The following is a 21,500-nucleotide window of genomic DNA, read 5'->3' as shown; positions in this document are numbered from 1 at the left end:
TGGACCCGGGGTGTCAGACCCTGCGGCCGCGCAGTTCGCGGTACCGGCGGACGAGGGCCGCGGTCGACGCGTCGGGCGCCCCGCCCGGCGGCTCGGCGGAGGTGAGCGCGGGCACGAGGTCCATCGCCATGACCTTGCCGAGCTCGACGCCCCACTGGTCGAAGGAGTCGATGCCCCAGATCGTCCCCTCGACGAACACGATCTGCTCGTACAGCGCGACCAGGGAGCCGAGCGTCTTCGGGGTGAGCTTCGGCGCCAGGATCGTGCTGGTCGGGCGGTTGCCCGGCATGACCTTGTGCGGGACGAGCTCCGCGGGCGTCCCCTCGGCGGCGATCTCCTCGGCGGTCTTGCCGAACGCGAGCGCCGAGGTCTGCGCGAGCAGGTTCGCGGTCAGCAGGTCGTGCATGCCCGCCGCCCCTTCGGCCTCCGGCTCCGCGAACGGCTCGGCGAAGCCGATGAAGTCGGCGGGGACGAGCCGGGTCCCCTGGTGCAGGAGCTGGTAGAAGGCGTGCTGCCCGTTGGTGCCGGGCTCGCCCCAGAAGATCTCGCCGGTCTGCGCGACGACGGGCGCCCCGTCGGCCCGCACCGACTTGCCGTTGGACTCCATCGTGAGCTGCTGGAGGTAGGCGGGGAAGCGCGCCAGCCGCTGGGCGTAGGGCAGGACGGCCCGGGTCTGCGCGCCGAAGAAGTCGGTGTACCAGACGCCGAGCAGCCCCATCACGACCGGCATGTTCTCCTCGAACGGCGCGGCGCGGAAGTGCTCGTCGATCTCGCGGAACCCGGCGAGCATCTCGCGGAACGCCTCCCCGCCGATCGCGATCATCAGCGAGAGGCCGATGGCGCCGTCGAAGGAGTAGCGCCCGCCGACCCAGTCCCAGAAGACGAACATGTTGGCGGGGTCGATGCCGAACTCGGCGACGCGCTCGGCGTTCGTCGACACCGCGACGAAGTGCCGCGCGACCGCGGCGTCGTCGCCGAGCCGGTCGACGAGCCACCGCCGCGCCGCCTTGGCGTTGGTGAGGGTCTCCAGCGTGCCGAACGTCTTGGAGCTGACGACGAACAGCGTCTGCTCGGGGTCGAGGCCGGCGAGCTTCCCGGCGATGTCGGCGGGGTCGATGTTGGAGACGAACCGGCAGGCGACGCCGGCGTCCGCGTAGTCGCTGAGGGCCTCGTAGGCCATGGCGGGCCCGAGGTCGGAGCCGCCGATGCCGATGTTGACGACGGTCGTGATGCGCTTGCCGGTGAAGCCCGTCCACTCCCCCGTGCGGACCCGCCGGGAGAAGTCGGCCATCTTGTCCAGGACGGCGTGGACGGCGCCGGCGACGTCCTGCCCGTCCACGGTCAGCGACTCGCCGGGCGGGAGCCGCAGCGCGGTGTGCAGGACGGCGCGGTCCTCGCTGACGTTGATGCGCTCGCCGGTGAACATCGCCTCGATCCGGCCGCGCAGCCCCGCCCGCTCGGCGAGCGCCGTCAGCAGCCTCATCGTCTCGCCGGTGACGCGGTGCTTGGAGTAGTCCAGGAGGAGGTCCCCCGCGGTGACGGTCATGCGGCCGACGCGCCCCGGATCGTCCGCGAAGAGCTCGCGCAGGTGCCGCCCGGCGATCTCCGCCTGATGCGCCGCCAGCGCGGACCACTCGGGCGACTCGGTGATATCTGACATTGCCTCTCTCATCTCCTCAGGGGCGTGCGGGCACCGATGTCCCCCGGGTGCCGCGCCGCCCCACCGGCGATCATAGGTCGACCGCGCGTGACCGTATCAGGGCCGGTCCCCGCCGCGCAGGCGACCGGAGCCGCCGGTAGGGTCGCCCCCTGTGCGAGGCGGGGTGCGAGGCGCAGGAGGTTCCCGGATGAGCGAGGTCCCCACGGAGCTCACGCGGATGTTCGAGCTGGCGGCGCTCGGCGGCGACTCCTTCCTCGCCACCTCGCCGCCGGTCGGGCGCCCGCGGCTGTTCGGCGGCCAGGTCGCCGGGCAGAGCCTGCGCGCCGCGTGCCTGACGGCGGACGGGCGCCCGCCGCACTCCCTGCACGCCTACTTCATCCGCCCGGGGACGCCGGACGAGCCGCTGACCTTCGACGTGTCCCGGACCCGCGACGGCCGGTCGTTCTCGACCCGGCACGTCACGGCGAGCCAGGGCGGGAAGCCGATCCTGGAGCTCATCGCCTCGTTCCACGACCCGGAGGACGGGTTCGACTGGCAGGACGGCGCCCCGGCCGGGGTGCCGGGCCCCGAGGGGCTGGAGCCGCTGGAGCTGCCCGCGTTCCTCCGCCATCCGCCGGGCTTCGACGTCCGCGTCGTGAACCCGCCCCCGGAGGGCGAGTGGCCGGTCGCGCACCCGTTCTGGATCCGGGCGGCGGGGCCGCTGGACGACGACCCGGCGCTGCACGCCTGCCTGGTCGCCTACCTGTCGGACATGGGGGTGGTCAGCAGCGCCCGCGCGCCGGGCTCGCCGCGCGACCTGGTCACGGCGGTCACGCTCGACCACGCGGTGTGGTTCCACCGGCCGCCGCGCGCCGACCGGTGGCTGCTCTACTCGGTCGGCCCGGTCGCGAACCACGGCGCCCGCGGCCTCGCGCGGGGGACGCTGCACACCGCGGACGGGACGCTGGTCGCCTCGATCGCCCAGGAGGCGCTGCTGCGTCCCGCGGCCGGCGCCGCACGGAGCTAGCCGGCCCGCCGCTTGGCGCGGCCGCCCGCGCCGGGCGTTTCCGGGACGGTCCCTCGGGCACCCCGCTGAGAACAGCGGACATCCAGGGAGTATCCCGACATGACGACGATCGCCACGACCAACCCCGCAACGGGGGAGGTCGAGAAGACCTTCGACGCGCTGGCCGACGAGGAGGTCGACCGGCGGATCGCGCGGGCGGCGGAGACGTTCGCCTCCTTCCGGACGACGAGCCTCGGGCAGCGGGCGGAGTGGATGCGCGCGGCGGCCGGCGTCCTCGACGGGGAGGCCGACCGGATCGGCGCGATGCTGACGACGGAGATGGGCAAGACGCTGAAGGCCGCCGTGGCCGAGGCGCAGAAGTGCGCCAAGGCGTGCCGGTTCTACGCCGGGCACGCGGAGGAGTTCCTCGCCGGCAGGCGCCCGGCCGACGCCGGGGACGTGGGCGCGAGCGACGCCTACGTGCGCTACGAGCCGCTCGGCCCGGTGCTGGCGGTCATGCCGTGGAACTTCCCGCTCTGGCAGGTGATCAGGTTCGCGGCGCCGGCCCTGATGGCGGGCAACGTCGGGCTCCTGAAGCACGCCTCGAACGTCCCGCAGACGGCCCTGTTCCTGGAGGACCTCTTCCGCCGCGCCGGGTTCCCCGAGGGCGCGTTCCAGACGCTGCTCATCGGCTCGTCCAAGGTGGAGCGGGTGCTGCGCGACCCGCGGGTGAAGGCCGCGACGCTCACCGGGAGCGAGCCCGCGGGGCGGTCCGTCGCCGCGATCGCCGGGGACGAGGTGAAGCCGACCGTCCTGGAGCTCGGCGGCAGCGACCCGTTCGTGGTGATGCCGTCGGCCGACCTCGAGGCCGCCGCGCGGACGGCGGCCGACTCGCGGTGCCTCAACAACGGGCAGAGCTGCATCTCGGCCAAGCGCTTCATCGTCGACGCGGCGTGCGCCGACGAGTTCGAGCGGCTGTTCGTCGGGAACATGCGGGCGATGAGGGTCGGCGACCCGATGGACGAGTCCACCGACGTCGGCCCCCTCGTCAGCGAGGAGGGGCGCGCCGAGGTCGAGGAGCTCGTCGCCGACGCGGTGGGCAAGGGCGCCGAGGTGCTGTGCGGCGGCGAACGCCTGGACGGCACCGGCTGGTTCTACCCGCCGACCGTCCTCTCCGGCGTGACGCCCGATATGCGCATGTACCACGAGGAGGTCTTCGGGCCGGTCGCCTCCCTCTTCCGGGTCGGCGGGATCGCGGAGGCCGTCGAGGTCGCGAACGCGACGGGCTTCGGGCTCGGCTCGAACGCCTGGACGCGCGACGACGCCGAACGGGAGCGGTTCGTCCGCGAGCTGGACGCCGGGCAGGTCTTCATCAACGGCAAGACGACCTCGTACCCGGAGCTGCCGTTCGGCGGCGTGAAGCGCTCCGGCTACGGCCGCGAGCTGTCGGCGGAGGGCATGCGCGCCTTCTGCAACGCCAAGACCGTGTGGGTGGGCTGACCCGGGCGGCCCCGCCCGGCCGGGCGGGGCCGCCGGTGCGACTCGTCAGTCCTGCTTGGGACGCTTGGCGACCAGCGTCAGCACGTCGTACTTGGCGACCGAGGCGCCCTCCTGGTTGGTGACGTCGGTGTCCCAGCGCACCTCGCCGTAGCCGGCGCCCTCGCGCGGCGTGATCTGCTTGGCGGTGAGCGTGACGGTCAGCTCGTCCCCGGGCTTGACCGGGGTGAGGAACCTCAGGTTCTCCAGCCCGTAGTTCGCCAGGACGGGCCCGGGGGCGGGGTCGACGAACAGCCCCGCGGCGAACGACACGACGAGGTAGCCGTGCGCGACCCGCCCGCCGAAGAACGGGTTGGCCTTCGCGGCCTCCTCGTCCATGTGGGCGTAGAAGACGTCGCCGGTGAACTCCGCGAAGTGCTCCACGTCGTCGAGGGTCACGGCCCGGGGGCCGCCGACGGCGGTGTCGCCGACGCGCAGGTCCTCCAGGTGCTTGCGGAACGGGTGCTCGTCGGTGACCGTCCGGTCGGTTCCGGGGACCCACCGCCCGGTGATCGAGGTCAGCATGGCGGGCCCGGCCTGCACGGCGGTGCGCCGCATGTGGTGCACCACCCCGCGGATCCCGCCCATCTCCTCGCCGCCTCCGGCGCGTCCCGGGCCGCCGTGGACGAGCGCGGGCAGCGGCGACCCGTGCCCCGTCGACTCCTTGGCGTCCTCGGAGTTCAGCACCAGCAGCCGCCCGTGCCACGGCGCGGTGCCGAGCACGACGTGCCGGGCGAACTCCGCGTCGGCGGTCACGACCGACCCGGCGAGGCTGCCGCGGCCCCGCACCGCGAGCCGCACGGCGTCCTCGGCGCCGTCGTAGGGCAGCAGCGTGCTGACCGGCCCGAACGCCTCGACCTCGTGCGGCTCGGCGCGCGCGGTGTCGTCGGCGCGCAGCAGGATCGGCGACATGAACGCGCCCCGCTCGGCGTCGGCGCCCCGCACGTCGACGCGGCCGGGGTCGCCGAAGACGAGGCTCCCGGCGTCCAGCAGCGCCTTCAGCGAGCGCCGCACCTCCTCCCGCTGGTCGAGGCCGGCGAGCGCGCCCATCCGCACCTCCGGGTCGGCCGGGTTCCCGACCGTGACCTTCGCCAGCCGCTCGCGGACGGCGTCGGCGACGTCGTCGATGAGCGCCGCGGGGACCAGCGCGCGGCGGATCGCGGTGCACTTCTGCCCCGCCTTGACGGTCATCTCCGCGACGAGCTGCTTGACGTACAGGTCGAACTCGGCGGTGCCGGGTGCGGCGTCCGGCCCGAGGATCGAGCAGTTCAGCGAGTCGGCCTCGGCGTTGAACCGGACCGCGTTGCCCACGATCGCGGGGTGGGTGCGCAGCAGCCGGGCGGTGGACGCCGACCCGGTGAACCCGACGACGTCCTGCTCGGTGAGGTGGTCGAGCAGGTCGCCCGGGTCGCCGCAGACCAGCTGCACGGTGCCCTCCGGCAGGATGCCGGACTCGACGATCAGCTCGACGAGCCGGGCCGTCAGGTAGGCGGTCTGGCTCGCGGGCTTGATCAGGCTCGGCACGCCGGCGAGGAACGCGGGCGCGAGCTTCTCCAGCGGCCCCCAGACCGGGAAGTTGAACGCGTTGATCTGCACCGCGACGCCGTGCGACGGGGTGCACAGGTGCTGCCCGACGAACGTCCCGCCCTTCCCGAGCGGCTCGACGTCCCCCTCGATCAGCACCGTGTCGTTCGGCAGCTCGCGCTTGCCCTTGCTCGAATAGGCGAACAGGACGCCGATGCCGCCGTCGACGTCGAACTTCGAATCCCCCAGGGTCGCGCCCGTCCGCACCGACAGGGCGTACAGCTCCTCGCGATGCTCCCGCAGGTGGGACGCCAGCGCCTTGAGCAGGGCCGCCCGCTGGTGGAACGTCAGCTCCCGCAGCACCGGGCCGCCGACCCTCCGGCCGTACTCCAGCGCACCGCCCATGTCGACGCCCGCCGACGAGATCCGGGCGACCTCGTCCCCGGTGACGGCGTCGCGCAGCGGCACCCCCTCGCCGTCCGGAGCACGCCATGAACCCGATACATAACTGCGCAGCACGACCACTTTGGACCTCCTCGTCCATTGCTCTGAGTCTTCCTGCCACCTACGAGCCTCGTTCACGCCTCGCAGACATGACAGCCGGGACCCGGTGCTTTTGTGTACTCGCACTCCGGCGCCGCCGCCACCTCCGCAGCAAAAGGACAGATCTTGTGGATCTGTCCTCTTCCTGCGTACGCTGCCGGTCATGGTCACGCGCACCCGTATCTCCGCCGAGCTCAGCGGGCTGCGCGCCGCCGCCCGCGCCGGGATGATCGGCCCGATGCCTCCGCGGGCCCTCGCCGCGACGGCGCGGGCGCTGCGGCGGTACGGGCCGCTCGGCGCCGCGACGGCGCTGCCCGCGCACCGCTTCCCCCGCCGCACCGGCCTGGTCGACGACCGCGGGAGCCTCACGTTCGGCGAGCTGGACCGGCGCTGCAACGCGCTCGCCAACGCCCTGCTGGCGCGCGGCATCGGCGCGGGCGACACCGTGGGCGTCCTCTGCCGCAACCACCGCGGCCTCCTGGAGGCCATGTCGGGGGCGGCGAAGACGGGCGCGTCCGTCCTGTTCCTCAACACCGACTTCGCCGCGCCGCAGCTCCGCGACGCCGTCACGCGGGAGGGCGTCACCGCCGTCCTGCACGACGAGGAGTTCGCCCCCGTCGTGGACGGCCTCGCCATGCCCCGCCTCACCGACGCCGACCTGGACGACCTCATCGGCGGGGCGGACGACGCGCCGCCGCCCGCGCCGCCCCGGCCGGGCTCCATGGTGATCCTCACCAGCGGCACGTCCGGGCGGCCGAAGGGCGCGCCGCGGCCGCAGTCCCGGTCGATGGCGCTGCCCGGCGGCATCCTGTCGAAGGTGCCGTTCCGCGGCGGGGAGGCCATGTTCGTCGGCCCGCCGCTGTTCCACGGCCTCGGGCTGACCTCCGCGATCCTCGCGCTCGGGCTCGGGTCGACGCTGGTGCTGCGCCGCCGGTTCGACGCGGCGGGCGTCCTCGACGACCTGGAGGCGCACCGGTGCGCGTCGTTCGTCGCCGTCCCGGTGATGCTGAGCCGGCTCCTGGCCGTCCCCGGCGCGGAGAAGCGCGACCTGTCCGGCCTCAAGGTGGTCATGACGGGCGGCGCGCGGCTCGACCCCGATCTCGCGGAGCGCGCCCTGGCGGCGTTCGGGCCGGTCCTCTACAACTTCTACGGCTCCACCGAGGCGTCCTGCATCACGATCGCCGGGCCGGACGACCTCGCCGCCGCGCCCGGGTGCGTCGGCCGCCCGCCCGCGGGGACCACCGTGGCGATCCTCGGCGACGACGACCGCCCCGCCGCGCCCGGCACGACCGGCCGCATCTTCGTCGACACCCCCGCACGGTTCGGCGGCTACACCGGCGGGGGCGGCAAGGAGGAGGTCGGCGGGCTGATGGCGGTCGGCGACCTCGGGCACGTCGACGCGGACGGCCGGCTGCACGTCGACGGCCGCGCCGACGACATGATCGTGTCGGGCGGCGAGAACGTCCACCCGGGCGAGGTCGAGGACCTCCTCGCCGCCCACCCGGGCATCGAGGAGGCCGCCGTCACGGGCGTGCCCGACGCCGAGTTCGGGCAGCGGCTGCGCGCCCACGTGGTCCGCGCCGCGGGCGCCGCCGTGACGGAGGACGACGTCAAGGGGCACGTCGCCGCCAACCTCGCCCGGCACAAGGTGCCCCGCGACGTGGTGTTCCTCGACCGGCTGCCCCGCAACCCGGCGGGCAAGGTCCTCAAGCACGCCCTGGACTGACGCCGCCCTCCCCCACCTGCCCGGACCCGGCATGCGGTGCCGCGCCGCCACTGGGATACTCCGGGCCATGACCACCTATGTTGCGGACAGTGAGCGCTACGAGCGGATCCCCTACCGGCGGTGCGGGCGCAGCGGGCTGCGGCTCCCGGCGATCTCGCTCGGGCTGTGGCACAACTTCGGCGACGACCGGCCGCTGGAGGTGCAGCGGGCCATCCTCCGGCGCGCGTTCGACCTCGGTGTCACGCACTTCGACCTGGCGAACAACTACGGGCCGCCGTACGGCTCCGCGGAGCTCAACTTCGGCCGGATCATGCGGGAGGACCTCCGGCCGTACCGGGACGAACTGATCATCTCGACGAAGGCCGGATACGACATGTGGCCGGGCCCGTACGGTGAGTGGGGGTCGCGCAAGTACCTGCTGGCCAGCCTTGACCAGTCGCTGAGCCGGATGGGCCTGGACTACGTCGACATCTTCTACAGCCACCGCTTCGACCCGGAGACGCCACTTGAGGAGACGATGGGCGCGCTGGACAGCGCCGTCCGGTCCGGGAAGGCGCTGTACGCGGGGATCTCCTCCTATTCGCCCGAGCGCACCGCGGAGGCGGCGGCGATCCTGCGGGAGATGGGCACGCCGCTGCTGATCCACCAGCCGTCGTACTCGATGCTCAACCGGTGGATCGAGGGCGGGCTGCTCGACACGCTGGAGCGGGAGGGCGTGGGCTGCATCGCGTTCTCGCCGCTGGCGCAGGGGATGCTGACCGGCAAGTACCTCGGCGGCGTCCCCGAGGGTTCGCGGGCGAGCAAGGGCACGTCGTTCTCGTCGAGCCTGCTCACCGAGGAGAACGTCCGGCACGTCCGGAGGCTGAACGAGATCGCCGAGGGGCGCGGCCAGTCGCTCGCGCAGCTCGCCCTGGCCTGGTCGCTGCGCGACGGCCGGGTCACCTCCTCGCTGATCGGCGCGAGCAGCGTCGCCCAGCTGGAGGAGAACCTCGCGGCGCTGGACCGGCTCGACTTCACCGCGGACGAGCTGGCCGCGATCGACCGGGACGCCGTCGAGGCGGGCGTCAACATCTGGGCGGCCTCCAGCGCGGGCTGACCGCCGCGAACGCGCATCGACCGGGCACGACGGGGCACGAGCAGCGTATGGACGAGATGATGCCGCGCGCCGCCGCGACGTTCGCGGGGTGACCCGTGTCCCCACCCGACCGGAACGACCCCGACCGGAACCGCCCCGACCGGGACGGCCTCGACCGGAACGACGGGACGGCACCCGAGTGGCGCGACCCGCAGTGGCGCGGCCCCGGCTCGCGGGGCCGCTACCGGCACCGGCAGCCGAGCGGCAGCGAGCCGCTCACCGCCCGCAGCCCGCTGCGGCTGCGGGCGGTCCTGTCGGTGATCGCGCTGGTGCTCGCGGTCGGCGCCGCGATCGTGTTCGCGCTGACGGCGGAGGGCGACGGGGCCTGGACCGCGGCGGCCATGTGCGCGGTGGTCGCCGTCATCGCCGCGGTCGACCTGGTGGTGATCGCCCGGCGGACCCGCGGCTGACCCGTGCCCGTGCGGCGGGTCAGTAGCCGGTGAGCCGGGCGCGCGCCGCCTCCACCGCGGGCGGGACGGGACGGCGCGCGAAGGCCACGGCCGGCAGGGCGCGGGCGGCGTCCGCGAGGCCGGCGCGGCCGGCGCGGGTGCCCAGCGCGGACCCGGCGGCCCGCGCGACCACCGGCAGCGGGCGGCGCAGCCACGCGGTCAGCAGCCGGTTGCGCGCCTCCCTGCGGCGCCGGGCGGCCGGGTCGCGGCCCGCCGCGGACGGGTGGTGGTGGACGACGAGCTCGGGCATGTAGGCGAGCCCCCATCCGGCGGCGGCCAGGTCGAGGGCGAGGAGCTCCTCCTCCCCGGCGAAGTGCAGGACTTCCGAGAAGCCGCCCGCGTCGAGGAACGCGTCGCGCCGGACGACCACCGAGCAGGCGAGGAAGCCGAGGACGGCCGGGCCGGGCAGGCCGTCCGGCCGGCCGAGCGGGGCGCGGGCCATCTCCGCCGAGACCGGTTCGAGCCGCTCGTCCGCGCCGACGAGCACGCGGGCGGCGAGCAGCGCCGTCCGCGGGTGGGCGTCGAGGATCTCCGCGGCGCGGTCCAGGGCGCCGGGGGCCCACCAGGAGTCGTCGTCGGCGAACGCGACGTAGCGTGTCGCGGCGTGCCGGGCCGCGACGGTGCGGGCGGCGGCGCCCAGGTTGCGCGGCAGCCGCAGTACCGCGGCGCCGGCGGCCTCGGCGACGGCGGCGGTCCCGTCGGAGGAGGCGTTGTCGGCCACGATCACCGGGGCGGTGTGCCGCGCGAGGCTGCGGCGCAGTTCCGGGGCGCGGTCGCGGGTCGCGACGAGGACGGTGACATCGGGCACGGGCGGCTCCCCCTAGCTCACGTAGCGCCGGGCCTTGGACTCCCGCTGGGACTCCTCCAGGCGCCGGAGCCGGTCTTCGACGTCCGGCGGCAGCGTGCGGCGTTCGCGCGCCACCCAGGCCAGCCCCGCGGCGGCCTCGGCGAGCGCGGCGGCCGTGACGCGGTCGCGCGGCAGGGTGCGCAGCAGCCCGGCCGTGCGCCGCGCGGCGGCGGGCAGCGGGCGGCGCAGCCAGGTGAACCACAGCGTGTTGCGGATGCCGTGGCGGCGCCGCAGGTGCGGTTCGCGCAGCGGGGACGGCTCGTGGTGCACGACGACGTCCTCGGCGAAGCACAGCTGCCAGCCGAGCGCCATCAGGTCGGCGCTCAGCAGCTCCTCCTCACCGCCCAGCCACAGCCTGGCGGAGAACCCGCCCGCCGCGCGGAACGCCTCGGCCCGGACCATGGACGCCCCGGCGAGGAAGGAGCCGAGCGCGGGGCCGGGCAGCCACGGCGGCCCGGGGACCGGCGAGTGCCGCAGCTCCGGCACGATCGGGTCCTCGCGCCCGCCGGGCTCGACCAGGATCCGCCCGGTGACGACCGCGAGCCGCGGATGGGCGTCGAGCAGGTCCGCGGCGCGGGACGGGGCGTCCGGCTCCCACCAGGTGTCGTCGTCCCAGAACGCCACGTACGGGGTGCGGACGTGGTCGACCGCGAGGTTCCGGGCGACCGCGCCCAGGTTGCGCGAAGATCGAATCAGTTCGACCTCGGGAAATTGCGCCGCGACGGCGTCGGGGGCGCCGTCCCGTGAGGCGTTGTCCACCACAATGACCGGCGGCCGCTCCGCGATCTTACGGGTCCGCGCAAGAGAGGCCAGCAGCGATTGCCGGCGATCTCGCGTGATGACGACGACGGTGCAGCGCATAAGTCGCCGAATACCCGCAGTTTTCGGCTCCATGTCGGCAACCCGCGTTCTACCTGGCAGATCGCTTACATCCTCTTTTTCGGACTCCAGTGTTTAGCGCCACTGTTATCGGCAATGCCGAAATCACCTATAGGGGATTCGCTCTCGCTCCACCCGCCAAGAGCCGGTGACCACGACGACGTCATCGGCGGCTCACCGAATGCTGCGCCGAAACGGGGCTCATATGCGTGTGCTCGGAATTAATGCGATATTTCATGATCCGGCCGCCGCGCTGGTCGTGGACGGCGCCGTCGTCGCCGCGGCGGAGGAGGAGCGCTTCAGCCGCCGCAAGCACGGCAAGCGGCCGGTGCCCTTCGCCGGCTGGGAACTGCCGGAGAAGGCCGCCCGGTGGTGCCTGGACGAGGCCGGGCTGGAGCCGGGCGACCTCGACGCCGTCGCCTACTCCTACGACCCCGCCCTGGTCGAGCCGGGACTGGCGGGGCACGACGTCCAGTGGGAGCGGCTGCGGACGCTGTACGCGCGGCGGGCGCCGAACTTCCTGTCGACAGCGCTGCCGGGGCTCGACCCGGGCATCGTGCGGTACGTGCCGCACCACGTGGCGCACGCCGCGTCCGCCGGGCTCGCGGCTCCGGGGCCCGGCGACGGCGACGTCCTGGTCCTGGACGGGCGCGGCGAGTCGCACTCGCACCTCGCCGGGACGTACGAGGGCGGAGTCCTGACCACGCTGCACGCCCAACGCCTCCCGCACTCCCTCGGCCTGATGTACGAGGACCTCACCGAGCACCTCGGCTTCCTGCGCTCCAGCGACGAGTACAAGGTCATGGCCCTGGCCTCCTACGGCGAGCCGCGCTTCCTGAACGAGCTGCGCGAACACGTCCGCGCCACCGGGGACGGCGGTTTCGCCGTCGCGGACATCGACTGGGGCGCGCTGGCGAAGGCCCGCCCCGCGGACGGCGAGTGGACCCGCGACCACGCCGACCTCGCAGCGAGCGTCCAGGCCCGCCTCGAAGAGGTGCTGCTGGACCTGGCGGCCTGGCTGCACGGCCGCACCGGCTCCCGGCGGCTGATGCTCGCCGGCGGCGTCGCCCTCAACTGCGTCGCGAACTCGCGGCTCGCCGAGACCGGGCCGTACGACGACATCTGGGTCCAGCCCGCCGCGGGCGACGCCGGCACTGCGCTCGGCGCCGCGCTGCACGTCGCGCGGGCGGGCGGCGATCCGCCGTCGGCCATGCTTGGCGCCGCCCTGGGCCGCCGGTGGGACGACCGGGAGATCGCGGCGTGCCTGGACACCGCCAAGATCCCGTACGAGCGGCCCGGCGACCTGGCCGCCGCGGTCGCCGACGCCCTTGCGCGCAACGAGATCGTGGCGTGGTTCCAAGGGCGGTCCGAGTTCGGGCCGCGCGCGCTCGGGCACCGGTCCCTGCTCGCCCACCCCGGCCACGAGGCCAACCTGGAGCGGCTCAACGACGTGAAGGGCCGCGAGCAGTTCCGCCCGATCGCGCCGATGGTCGCGCTCGACCGCGCGGCGGAGGTCTTCGACGGGCCGCTGCCGAGCCCGTACATGCTGTTCGTCCACCGGGTGCGGCCCGGGTGGCGCGAGCGCATCCCCGCGGTCGTCCACGTGGACGGCACCGCCCGGATCCAGACGGTCGACGCCGGGGACGAGCCCCTCGTCGCGCGGCTGCTGGAGGAGTTCCGCCGCCGGACGGGCCTGCCCGTCCTGGTCAACACCAGCCTGAACACCGCCGGGCGCCCGATGGTCGACGACCCGCGGGACGCGCTGGAGTGCTTCGGCTCCGCCCCGGTGGACGTGCTGGCCATCGGCCCGTACGTGGTCCGCCGCCGGGAGGTGCACGCCCGATGAGCCGCCCGGTGGCAAGCCACACCGTCGTCATCCCGACGATCGGCCGGGAGAGCCTGCGCGGCACGCTGCGCGCCCTGCTCGCCGGCCTCACCGGTGATCCGGGACGAGCACGGCACTCGATTCACGAGATCATCGTCGTGGACGACCGGCCCGCGCCCGGCGCGCCCCTTCCCCTGCCTCCGGACATGCCGCCGGACGGGCCGGAGATCCGGGTGCTCCGCTCCGGTGGCCGCGGGCCCGCCGCCGCCCGGAACGCGGGCTGGCGCGCGGCCGCGACCGAATGGGTCGCTTTCCTGGACGACGACGTCGTTCCCGAGCCGGGGTGGGCGGCCGGGCTGGCCGCCGACCTCGCGGACCTGGCGCCCCAGGTGGGCGGTTCCCAGGGCCGCGTCACGGTCCCCCTTCCGGAGGGCCGGGCCCCGACCGACTGGGAGCGCGGCACCGCGGCGCTCGCCGGCGCGGAGTGGATCACCGCCGACATGGCCTACCGCCGGGACGTCCTCGCCGAGGCCGGCGGCTTCGACGAGCGCTTCCGCCGCGCCTACCGGGAGGACGCGGACCTGGCGCTGCGCGTGATGGACGCCGGGCACGGGCTCGTCCTCGGCGAGCGGAGGGTGACGCACCCGGTCCGGCCCGCCGGCTTCTGGGCGTCGGTGCGCGCGCAGGCGGGCAACGCCGACGACGTCCTCATGTGGCGTGTGCACGGCTCCTCGTGGCGCGAGCGCGCCGGCGAGGGCCGCGGCCTGCTCCGCCGCCACCTGCTCACCACCGCGGCCGCCCTCGCCGCCGCGGGCGCGCCCGCGGCGCTGCGCGGCGGCCGCGGCGCGGCGGCCGGGGTGGCCGCCGCGGGCGTGTGGTGCGCGCTGACCGCCGGGTTCGCGCACCGGCGGATCCGGCCGGGGCCGCGGACGCCCGCGGAGGTCGTGAAGATGCTGGTGACCAGCGCCGCCATCCCGCCCGCGGCGGTGTGGCACCGGGCGCGCGGGCTGGTCGTCCACCGCGGGGCGCGGCCCTGGGGCGGCCCGCGGGTCGTGCTGTTCGACCGCGACGACACGCTCATCCGCGACGTCCCCTACAACGGGGACCCGGAGCTGGTGGAGCCGATGCCGGGAGCGCGCCGCGCCCTGGACCGGCTGCGGCGGCACGGGGTGCGGATCGGCGTCGTGTCCAACCAGTCGGGCGTGGCGAAGGGGCGCCTCACCGCCGGGGACGTCCGGCGCGTCAACGCGCGGGTCGAGCGGCTCCTCGGCCGCTTCGACGTGTGGGAGTTCTGCCCGCACGACGGCGGCGACGGCTGCGACTGCCGCAAGCCGCGGCCCGGGATGATCGAGCGCGCGGCGCGGCGCCTCGGGGCGCTGCCGTCCGACTGCGCCGTCATCGGCGACATCGGCCGCGACGTCGAGGCCGCCGCGGCGGCGGGCGCGCGCGGCATCCTCGTGCCGACCGGACGCACCCGCCCGGAAGAGGTCGCGGGCGCGGCCGAGACGGCGCCGACGCTGCGGGCGGCCGTCGATCTGGTCCTCGGCGGAAGGCGGCGCCGATGAGGGTCCTCGTCGCCCGCCAGGACAACATCGGCGACGTCCTGCTCGCCGGCCCGGCCGTGCGGGCGGTCGCCGCGCGCGCCGGCGAGGTCGTGCTGCTGTGCGGCCCGCGCGGGCGCGCGGCCGCCGACCTGCTGCCCGGCGTCGACCGCGTGATCGAGTGGTGCGCGCCCTGGATCGACCCGGACCGGGTGCCGGTCGAGCGGTCCGACATCGACGGGATCGTCCGCAGGCTCCGCGGGTTCGACCGGGCGCTGATCCTGACCTCGTTCCACCAGTCGCCGCTGCCGCTGGCGCTGCTGCTGCGCCTCGCCGGGACGCCGTGGATCGGCGGCATCAGCGAGGACTACCCCGGTTCGCTGCTGGACCTGCGGCACCGCCCCGGCGAGGACATGCCCGAGCCGCTGCGGATGCTCGCGCTGGCGGAGGACGCCGGGTTCCCCGCCCCGGACGACACCCGGCTTCGGGTCCGGGAGCCGCTGCCCGACACCGACCACCTCACCGGCGGCCCCGGGTACGTCGTCGTGCACCCGGGCACGTCGGTCCCCGCGCGGGCCTGGCCGCCGGAGCGCTGCGCCGAGGCCGTCCGGCTGCTGCGCGCGGCGGGCCGCCGCGTCGTCGTCACCGGCCACGGGGACGAGAAGGAGCTGACCGCCCTCGTCGCCGGCGAGGACGGCCTCGACCTCGGCGGCCGGACGTCGCTGGCGGAGCTGGCGTCGGTGCTGCGGGGGGCGTGCGCCGCGATCGCCGGCAACACCGGCCCCGCGCACCTGGCGGCGGCCGTCGGGACGCCGGTCGTGTCGCTGTTCGCGCCGACCGTGCCCGCGGCCCGGTGGGCGCCGTTCGGCGTCCCGATGGCGCTGCTCGGCGACCAGATGGCGCCCTGCAAGGACAGCCGCGCCCGCGAGTGCCCGGTCGACGGGCACCCCTGCCTGGCGTCGGTCCGCGCCGACGAGGTCGCGGCGGCCGTGGAGATCGTGGCCTCGGTCGAGGAGGTGCCCGCCCGGTGAGAGTGCTGATGTGGCACGTGCACGGCTCGTGGGCGACGTCGTTCGTCCACGGGCCGCAGACCACGCTCGTCCCCGTCACCCCCGGCCGGGACGCCGACGGGAAGGGGCGGCCCGACACGTTCCACTGGCCCGACCGCGCGGTCGAGGTCGCGCCGGAGCGGCTCCGGCATGAGGACGTCGACGTCGTCGTCCTGCAGCGCCCCCGCGAGCTGCGGCTCGCCGAGGAGTGGCTCGGGCGCCGCCCCGGACGCGACGTGCCCGCCGTCTACGTCGAGCACGACACCCCCCGCCGCACGCCCTCCGACATCGGCATGCCCGAGGAGGTCGTCCCCGACAGCCGCCACTTCCTGCACGACCGCTCCGACATCCCCGTCGTCCACGTCACCCACTTCAACCGGCTGTTCTGGAACTGCGGGCGGGCCCCGGTCAGGGTCATCGAGCACGGCGTCGTCGATCCCGGCCACCGGTACACCGCCGACCTGCCCCGCGCCGGGGTGGTCATCAACGACCCGCTGCGCCGCGGCCGCGTCGCCGGGACCGACCTGCTCGCCGAACTCGCGGCCGCCGTCCCCCTGGACCTGTTCGGCATGAACGTGCGGGGCGTCCCCGAGCGCCTCGGGATCGCCCCCGAAGCGCTCTGGACCTTCGAGGACCTGCCGCAGGCGAGGATGCACGAGCTGCTCGCCCGCCGCCGCGTCTACGTCCACCCCTACCGGTGGACCTCCCTGGGCCTCGCGCTGATCGAGGCCATGATGCTCGGCCTGCCGGTGGTGGCGCTCGCCACCACCGAGGCGGTCGAGGCGGTTCCGCCGGAGGCCGGGGTGCTGTCCACGCGCGTCGGCACGCTGGCCGGCGCGGCGCGGGCCCTGGCCGCCGACCCGGCGCGGGCCCGCCAGATGGGCAAGGAGGCGCGGGCCTACGCCGTCGAACGGTACGGCCTGCCGCGCTTCCTGCGCGACTGGCGGCGAACTCTCCAGGAGGTGTCGCGATGAGGATAGCCATGGTCTCCGAGCACGCCAGCCCGCTGGCGGCGAGGGGCGGTCCCGCGGGTCTCGGCGGAGCGGACGGCGGTGGGCAGAACGTGTTCGTCGCGGAACTGGCCGCCGCGCTCGGCCGGCAGGGGCACTACGTCACCGTCTACACCCGGCGCGACGCGCCCGGCCGGCCGGGCCGGGTGCGGCTCGCGCCCGGCGTGACCGTCGAGCACGTCCCGGCGGGCCCGCCCGAGCGCATCGCCAAGGACGACCTGCTGCCCTGGATGCACGACTTCGGGCGGTACCTGGAGGACCGCTGGGCCGCCGATCCGCCCGACGTCGCGCACGCGCACTTCTGGATGAGCGGGCTCGCGGCGATCCAGGCCGCGCAGGCGCCCGCGGCGCGGCGCGTGCCGGTGGTGCAGACCTACCACGCGCTCGGCACCGTGAAGCGCCGCCACCAGCGCGACCGGGACACCAGCCCGGCGTCCCGGGTGCGGCTGGAGCGGGCGATCGGCCGCGCCGCCGACACCGTGATCGCGACCTGCTCGGACGAGGTCGGCGAGCTGGCCGCGATGGGCGTCCCCGGCGACCGCGTCCGCGTCGTCCCGTGCGGCGTCGACCTGGACCTGTTCTCGCCCGCCGCCGGGGTGCCGCGCGGTGGGCGGCACCGCCTCGCGGTGCTGTCGCGGCTGGTCGAGCGCAAGGGCGTCGACACCGCGATCCGGGCGCTGGCGCACCTGCCGGACACCGAGCTCGCCGTCGCCGGCGGGCCGCCGCGCGGCGACCTCGCCGGCGACCCCGAGATCCGCCGGCTGCGCGCGGTGGCGCGGGACGCGGGCGTCGCCGGCCGCGTGGAGTTCCTCGGCCGGCTCGGCCGCGACGAGGTCCCCGCGCTGCTCCGGTCGGCGAGCCTCGTGCTCACCCTCCCCTGGTACGAGCCGTTCGGCATGGTGCCGCTGGAGGCGATGGCCTGCGGCGTCCCGGTGGTCGCGAGCGCGGTCGGCGGGCACCTCGACACCGTCGTGGACGGCGTCACCGGGACGCTCGTCCGGCCCCGCGACCCCGAGGGCGCCGCCCGCGCGGTCCGGGCGCTGCTCGGCGACCCGGACGCGCGGGCCGCGATGGGGCTCGCGGCCGCCGGGCGGGCGCGCGAGCACTACTCCTGGGCCCGCGTCGCCGCCGCCACCACCGAGGTCTACCAGCACGCCGCCGCGCTGAGCGAGGTGCCCGCATGACCGCCCCCACCACCCGCACCAGGACCGCGACCCCGCAGGACCGGCGGCTGGAGGCCCTCGCCGAGGCCGCGCTGCGGTTCCGCGCGCAGGTCCCCACGATCGAGACCTGGGGGCGGCGCCTCGCCGTCGTGCTGCGCGGTGGCGGGCGGCTCCTGGCCTGCGGCAACGGGGGCAGCGCGGCCGAGGCCCAACACCTGACGGCCGAGCTGGTCGGCCGGTTCGAGGACGAGCGGCGGCCGCTGTCGGCGATCCCGCTGCACGGCGACACCTCGTCGGTCACCGCCATCGGCAACGACTACGGCCAGCAAAGCGTGTTCGCGCGGCAGGTGCGGGCGCACGGCCGGCCCGGCGACGTGCTGGTGTGCCTGTCGACCAGCGGGAGCAGCGCCAACGTGCTCGCGGCGGCGCGGGAGGCCCGGCGGCTCGGCCTCACCGCGTGGGCCGTGACCGGGCCGGGGCCGAACGCGCTCGCCGGCGCGTGCGACGACGCCGTCACCGTGGAGGCCGCCGCCACCTCGACCGTCCAGGAGATCCACCTCGCCGCGATCCACCTGCTGTGCGGGGTGATCGACGACGCCCTGGGGGTGAGACCATGACCGCTCCGCTGGTGGTAGTCGGCGACGCGCTGCTCGACATCGACATCGTCGGCAGCAGCAGCCGGCTCTGCCCGGACGCGCCCGTGCCCGTCGTCGAGCAGGCCGAGGAGCTGCCCCGGCCGGGCGGCGCCGGGCTCGCGGCGCTGCTCGCGGCCCTGCAGCCGGGCGCGGCCGGGCGCGAGGTGGTGCTCGTCACCGCCCTCGCCGACGACGAACCCGGCCGCCGGCTGCGCGCGATGCTGGAGAAGCACGTGGAGGTCGCCGCCCTGCACCTGCACGGCGGCACGCCCTGCAAGCTGCGCATCCGGTCCGGCGGGCAGTCGGTGGCGCGCCTGGACGCCGGGGAAGGGCAGGCCCTCGACGGGCCCGTCGGCCCGCGCGTCACCGACGCCGTCGCCGGGGCCGGCGCGGTGCTGGTCGCCGACTACGGCCGCGGCGTCACCCGGCACCGCGCCGTCCGGTCCCTGCTGGGCGGGCTGCCCGCGGGCGTCCCCGTCGTGTGGGACCCGCACCCGCGCGGCGAGGCGCCCGTCCCCGGCGTGCGGCTCCTCACCCCGAACGCGGGCGAGGCCGCCCGGCTCGCCGCGGCCTGCGGCGCCGAGATCGGCGGATCCGGGCTGTCGGCGGCCGGGCGCTCCGGCCGGTACCTCGCCGGCGCCTGGGGCATCGAGGGCGTCGCGGTCACGCTCGGCGCGGAGGGCGCGCTGCTGTGCGACGGGTCGGAGGCGCCGCTGCTGGCGCCGGCGCGGCCCGCCCGCGGCGACTCGTGCGGCGCGGGCGACAGCTTCGCGGCCGGCGCCGCGGGCGCGCTCGCCGACGGCGGGTCCCTCGCCGACGCCGTCACCGAGGGCGTCGACCTCGCGTCGGAGTTCGTCCGCGCCGGGGCCGCCGCGGGCGTCGCGGCGCAGCTCGCCGAGACCGGCACGGCGCGGCTCGTCCCCGAGCGCGGCGAGGACGCCTGGGACGTCGTCGAGCGGACGCGGCGGGCCGGCGGGACGGTCGTGGCGACCGGCGGCTGCTTCGACCTGCTGCACGCCGGGCACGTCAGCATGCTGCAGCAGGCGCGGCGGCTCGGCGACTGCCTGATCGTGTGCGTCAACTCCGACGCCTCCGTGCGGCGGCGCAAGGGGCCGACCCGCCCCGTCACGCCCGCCGCCGACCGCGTCCGGGTGCTGGAGGCGCTCAGCGACGTCGACGCGGCGCTGGTGTTCGACGACGACACCCCCGCCCCGCTGCTGGAGCGGCTGCGCCCCGACGTGTGGGTCAAGGGCGCCGACTACGCCGGCACCACGCTGCCCGAGGCCGAGACGGTCCGGGCCCACGACGGCGAGGTGGTCCTGCTCCCCCTGCTGGAGGGGCGCTCCACCACCCGCCTGCTGTCCACGACGAAGGGAAACGCCTCATGAACGTCCTCATCACCGGTGGTTCCTCGGGACTCGGCGCGGCCGTCGCGCGGAAGGTCGCGGAGGACGGGGGCCGCCCCCTCGTCCTCGACCGGCACCCGCCGAAGGACGACTTCGAGCACATGCAGGCCGACCTCGCCGACCGCAGATGCGCCGAGCGCGCCGTGCACGGGCTGGCGCGCGCCGCCGGCGGGCTGAACGCCGTCGTCACCGCCGCGGGCATCGACGCCTGCGGGACGCTGTGCGAGGTCCCCGCCGAGGACTGGGAGCGGGTGATCCAGGTGAACCTGCTGGGCACCGCCGCCGTCGTCCGCTCCGCGCTCCCCTACCTGGAGAACGAGCCCCACGGCCGGGTCGTGACCGTCGCGTCCACGCTGGGGTTCCGGGCGTTCGGCGACGCGACCGCGTACTGCGCGTCCAAGTTCGGCGTCGTCGGCTTCACCCGGGCCCTCGCCGCCGAGATGGCCGGCCGCGTCGCCGTCACCATGGTCGTGCCGGGCGGCATGGACACCGCGTTCTTCGACGACCGCTCCGACCAGTACAAGCCGGGCCCGGACGCCAAGCTCAACCGCCCCGAGGACGTGGCGGCGACCGTGGCGTTCGCGCTCGCCCAGCCCGCCGGCTGCGAGGTGCGGGAGATGGTCGTCTGCCCCTCGCAGGAACCGTCGTGGCCGTGACGGGTCCCCGGGTCCTGGTGCTGCGCGCCCTCGGCCTCGGCGACCTGCTGACCGGCGTCCCGGCCCTGCGCGCCCTGCGCCGCGGAATGCCCGGCGCGCGGATCACGCTCGCCGCGCCCGCCGCGCTCGGGCCCCTGGCCCGATCCACCGGAGCCGTCGACGACGTCCATCCGGCGGACGGGCTGGCCCCGCTTGCGCGCGCCGGGCCGGTGGACACGGCGGTCAACCTGCACGGCCGCGGCCCGCAGAGCCACCGCCTCTTAGGGAGCCTCCGGCCGGGACAATTGCTGGCATTCGCCTGCGCCGAGGCAGGCCATACCGGCGGGCCCCGCTGGGATCCCGCCGAGCACGAGGTGGCGCGGTGGTGCCGGCTCGTGTCGGCGTACGGGTTCGGCGCCGACCCCGCCGACCTGGACCTGCCCGCGCCGCCGGCGCCGTCGCCCGCGACCGGGGCCGTCGTGGTCCATCCGGGCGCGGCGTTCCCCGCACGCCGCTGGCCCGCCGAGCGGTTCGCGGCCGTCGCGGCGGCGCTGCGCGACCGCGGCGAGCGGGTCGTCGTCACCGGCGCTCCGGGGGAGGCGGCACTGGCGCGGCGGGTCGTGGAGACCGCCGGGCTGGACGCCTCCGCCGACCTGTCGGGCCGCACCGGCCTGCCGGAGCTGGCCGCGCTCGTCGCCGGAGCCCGGCTCGTGGTGTGCGGCGACACCGGCGTCGCCCACCTCGCGACCGCGTACCGGACGCCGTCGGTGCTGCTGTTCGGCCCGACGCCCCCCGCCCGCTGGGGGCCGCCGGACCGGGCCGAGCACCTGGTCCTGTGGGCGGGGCGGCGGGGGGACCCGCACGGCCGCGAACCCGACCCGGGGCTGCTGGAGATCTCCGCCGGCCAGGCCGTCGAGGCCGCGGGCAAAGCGCTCACCGCCAACCGCTGAGG

At 75.9% G+C, this 21,500-nt stretch carries 18 protein-coding genes; 14 read left to right on the top strand and 4 right to left on the bottom strand.

The features are described 5' to 3' along the window. Positions 1-13: 13 nt before the first annotated feature. Positions 14-1,660, bottom strand: coding sequence for a glucose-6-phosphate isomerase (gene pgi, locus IEZ03_RS04345; RefSeq protein WP_184884285.1), 1,647 nt, complete (start codon positions 1,658-1,660; stop codon positions 14-16). Between the two features lie 187 nt (positions 1,661-1,847). Between pgi and IEZ03_RS04340 the strand changes: the two genes are divergently transcribed. Next, on the top strand, positions 1,848-2,666 hold the full coding sequence (locus IEZ03_RS04340; protein WP_184884283.1) for an acyl-CoA thioesterase: 819 nt from the start codon (positions 1,848-1,850) through the stop codon (positions 2,664-2,666). 99 nt (positions 2,667-2,765) lie between these two features. Then, positions 2,766-4,145: an NADP-dependent succinic semialdehyde dehydrogenase gene (locus tag IEZ03_RS04335; RefSeq protein ID WP_184884281.1), complete on the top strand. Its 1,380-nt coding sequence runs from the start codon at positions 2,766-2,768 to the stop codon at positions 4,143-4,145. 45 nt (positions 4,146-4,190) lie between these two features. Here IEZ03_RS04335 and paaZ read toward each other — a convergent pair whose 3' ends face one another. Beyond that, positions 4,191-6,230, bottom strand: a complete 2,040-nt coding sequence (gene paaZ / locus IEZ03_RS04330; RefSeq protein WP_184884278.1) for a phenylacetic acid degradation bifunctional protein PaaZ — start codon at positions 6,228-6,230, stop codon at positions 4,191-4,193. Positions 6,231-6,411: 181 nt separating this feature from the next. On the opposite strand from paaZ, the gene IEZ03_RS04325 reads away from it, so the two are divergent. From IEZ03_RS04325 to IEZ03_RS04315, 3 genes are all read left to right on the top strand, one after another. Further along, positions 6,412-7,974, top strand: coding sequence for an AMP-binding protein (locus tag IEZ03_RS04325; protein ID WP_184884276.1), 1,563 nt, complete (start codon positions 6,412-6,414; stop codon positions 7,972-7,974). A 67-nt stretch (positions 7,975-8,041) separates the two neighbouring features. Beyond that, positions 8,042-9,070, top strand: coding sequence for an L-glyceraldehyde 3-phosphate reductase (gene mgrA / locus IEZ03_RS04320; RefSeq protein WP_184884274.1), 1,029 nt, complete (start codon positions 8,042-8,044; stop codon positions 9,068-9,070). Between the two features lie 95 nt (positions 9,071-9,165). Then, complete coding sequence (locus tag IEZ03_RS04315; RefSeq protein ID WP_184891028.1) at positions 9,166-9,519, top strand: DUF6343 family protein; 354 nt, start codon at positions 9,166-9,168, stop codon at positions 9,517-9,519. Between the two features lie 19 nt (positions 9,520-9,538). Here IEZ03_RS04315 and IEZ03_RS04310 read toward each other — a convergent pair whose 3' ends face one another. Further along, positions 9,539-10,366 carry a glycosyltransferase family 2 protein gene (locus IEZ03_RS04310; RefSeq protein WP_184884272.1) on the bottom strand — a complete coding sequence of 276 codons (828 nt, stop codon included), beginning with the start codon at positions 10,364-10,366 and terminating at the stop codon, positions 9,539-9,541. Between the two features lie 12 nt (positions 10,367-10,378). Continuing rightward, the gene (locus IEZ03_RS04305; RefSeq protein ID WP_221480717.1) at positions 10,379-11,266 is read right to left on the bottom strand and encodes a glycosyltransferase family 2 protein; all 888 of its coding nucleotides are present in this window, start codon (positions 11,264-11,266) and stop codon (positions 10,379-10,381) included. Positions 11,267-11,489: 223 nt separating this feature from the next. Here IEZ03_RS04305 and IEZ03_RS04300 point away from each other — a divergent pair, with 223 nt between their 5' ends. Genes IEZ03_RS04300 through IEZ03_RS04260 form a run of 9 tightly spaced genes read left to right on the top strand, consistent with a single transcriptional unit; the run spans position 11,490 to position 21,498 of the window. Then, positions 11,490-13,130, top strand: a complete 1,641-nt coding sequence (locus tag IEZ03_RS04300; RefSeq protein ID WP_184884268.1) for a carbamoyltransferase family protein — start codon at positions 11,490-11,492, stop codon at positions 13,128-13,130. Next, positions 13,127-14,674 carry an HAD-IIIA family hydrolase gene (locus IEZ03_RS04295; RefSeq protein ID WP_184884266.1) on the top strand — a complete coding sequence of 516 codons (1,548 nt, stop codon included), beginning with the start codon at positions 13,127-13,129 and terminating at the stop codon, positions 14,672-14,674. Before IEZ03_RS04300 ends, IEZ03_RS04295 begins: the two co-directional genes overlap by 4 nt. Next, positions 14,671-15,681: a glycosyltransferase family 9 protein gene (locus IEZ03_RS04290; protein ID WP_184884264.1), complete on the top strand. Its 1,011-nt coding sequence runs from the start codon at positions 14,671-14,673 to the stop codon at positions 15,679-15,681. Before IEZ03_RS04295 ends, IEZ03_RS04290 begins: the two co-directional genes overlap by 4 nt. Further along, positions 15,678-16,673: a glycosyltransferase gene (locus IEZ03_RS04285; protein ID WP_229808004.1), complete on the top strand. Its 996-nt coding sequence runs from the start codon at positions 15,678-15,680 to the stop codon at positions 16,671-16,673. Before IEZ03_RS04290 ends, IEZ03_RS04285 begins: the two co-directional genes overlap by 4 nt. Beyond that, complete coding sequence (locus IEZ03_RS04280) at positions 16,670-17,893, top strand: glycosyltransferase (RefSeq protein ID WP_184884262.1); 1,224 nt, start codon at positions 16,670-16,672, stop codon at positions 17,891-17,893. The genes IEZ03_RS04285 and IEZ03_RS04280 overlap by 4 nt, the downstream gene beginning before the upstream one ends. Beyond that, complete coding sequence (locus IEZ03_RS04275; protein ID WP_184884260.1) at positions 17,890-18,489, top strand: D-sedoheptulose-7-phosphate isomerase; 600 nt, start codon at positions 17,890-17,892, stop codon at positions 18,487-18,489. Before IEZ03_RS04280 ends, IEZ03_RS04275 begins: the two co-directional genes overlap by 4 nt. Beyond that, complete coding sequence (locus IEZ03_RS04270) at positions 18,486-19,895, top strand: PfkB family carbohydrate kinase (RefSeq protein WP_184884258.1); 1,410 nt, start codon at positions 18,486-18,488, stop codon at positions 19,893-19,895. Before IEZ03_RS04275 ends, IEZ03_RS04270 begins: the two co-directional genes overlap by 4 nt. Next, positions 19,892-20,569, top strand: a complete 678-nt coding sequence (locus IEZ03_RS04265; RefSeq protein WP_184884256.1) for an SDR family oxidoreductase — start codon at positions 19,892-19,894, stop codon at positions 20,567-20,569. Before IEZ03_RS04270 ends, IEZ03_RS04265 begins: the two co-directional genes overlap by 4 nt. Then, a complete protein-coding gene (locus IEZ03_RS04260; RefSeq protein ID WP_229808003.1) occupies positions 20,566-21,498 on the top strand; it encodes a glycosyltransferase family 9 protein in 933 nt (310 codons plus the stop codon). Before IEZ03_RS04265 ends, IEZ03_RS04260 begins: the two co-directional genes overlap by 4 nt. Positions 21,499-21,500 lie beyond the last annotated feature (2 nt).

The sequence above is a fragment of the Actinomadura livida genome (assembly GCF_014648675.1).
Taxonomy (GTDB): Bacteria; Actinomycetota; Actinomycetes; order Streptosporangiales; family Streptosporangiaceae; genus Spirillospora; species Spirillospora livida.
This window is presented reverse-complemented; position numbering and strand designations above follow the sequence as displayed.

Excerpts from the sequence above, each read along its gene's own strand:
- IEZ03_RS04325 (WP_184884276.1), top strand. The coding sequence starts at position 6,412 with ATGGTCACGCGCACCCGTATCTCCGCCGAGCTCAGCGGGCTGCGCGCC.
- IEZ03_RS04265 (WP_184884256.1), top strand. The coding sequence starts at position 19,892 with ATGAACGTCCTCATCACCGGTGGTTCCTCGGGACTCGGCGCGGCCGTC.
- IEZ03_RS04335 (WP_184884281.1), top strand. The coding sequence starts at position 2,766 with ATGACGACGATCGCCACGACCAACCCCGCAACGGGGGAGGTCGAGAAG.
- mgrA (WP_184884274.1), top strand. The coding sequence starts at position 8,042 with ATGACCACCTATGTTGCGGACAGTGAGCGCTACGAGCGGATCCCCTAC.
- IEZ03_RS04300 (WP_184884268.1), top strand. The coding sequence starts at position 11,490 with ATGCGTGTGCTCGGAATTAATGCGATATTTCATGATCCGGCCGCCGCG.
- IEZ03_RS04295 (WP_184884266.1), top strand. The coding sequence starts at position 13,127 with ATGAGCCGCCCGGTGGCAAGCCACACCGTCGTCATCCCGACGATCGGC.
- pgi (WP_184884285.1), bottom strand. The coding sequence starts at position 1,660 with ATGTCAGATATCACCGAGTCGCCCGAGTGGTCCGCGCTGGCGGCGCAT.
- IEZ03_RS04275 (WP_184884260.1), top strand. The coding sequence starts at position 17,890 with ATGACCGCCCCCACCACCCGCACCAGGACCGCGACCCCGCAGGACCGG.
- IEZ03_RS04305 (WP_221480717.1), bottom strand. The coding sequence starts at position 11,266 with ATGCGCTGCACCGTCGTCGTCATCACGCGAGATCGCCGGCAATCGCTG.
- IEZ03_RS04270 (WP_184884258.1), top strand. The coding sequence starts at position 18,486 with ATGACCGCTCCGCTGGTGGTAGTCGGCGACGCGCTGCTCGACATCGAC.
- IEZ03_RS04290 (WP_184884264.1), top strand. The coding sequence starts at position 14,671 with ATGAGGGTCCTCGTCGCCCGCCAGGACAACATCGGCGACGTCCTGCTC.
- IEZ03_RS04340 (WP_184884283.1), top strand. The coding sequence starts at position 1,848 with ATGAGCGAGGTCCCCACGGAGCTCACGCGGATGTTCGAGCTGGCGGCG.
- IEZ03_RS04280 (WP_184884262.1), top strand. The coding sequence starts at position 16,670 with ATGAGGATAGCCATGGTCTCCGAGCACGCCAGCCCGCTGGCGGCGAGG.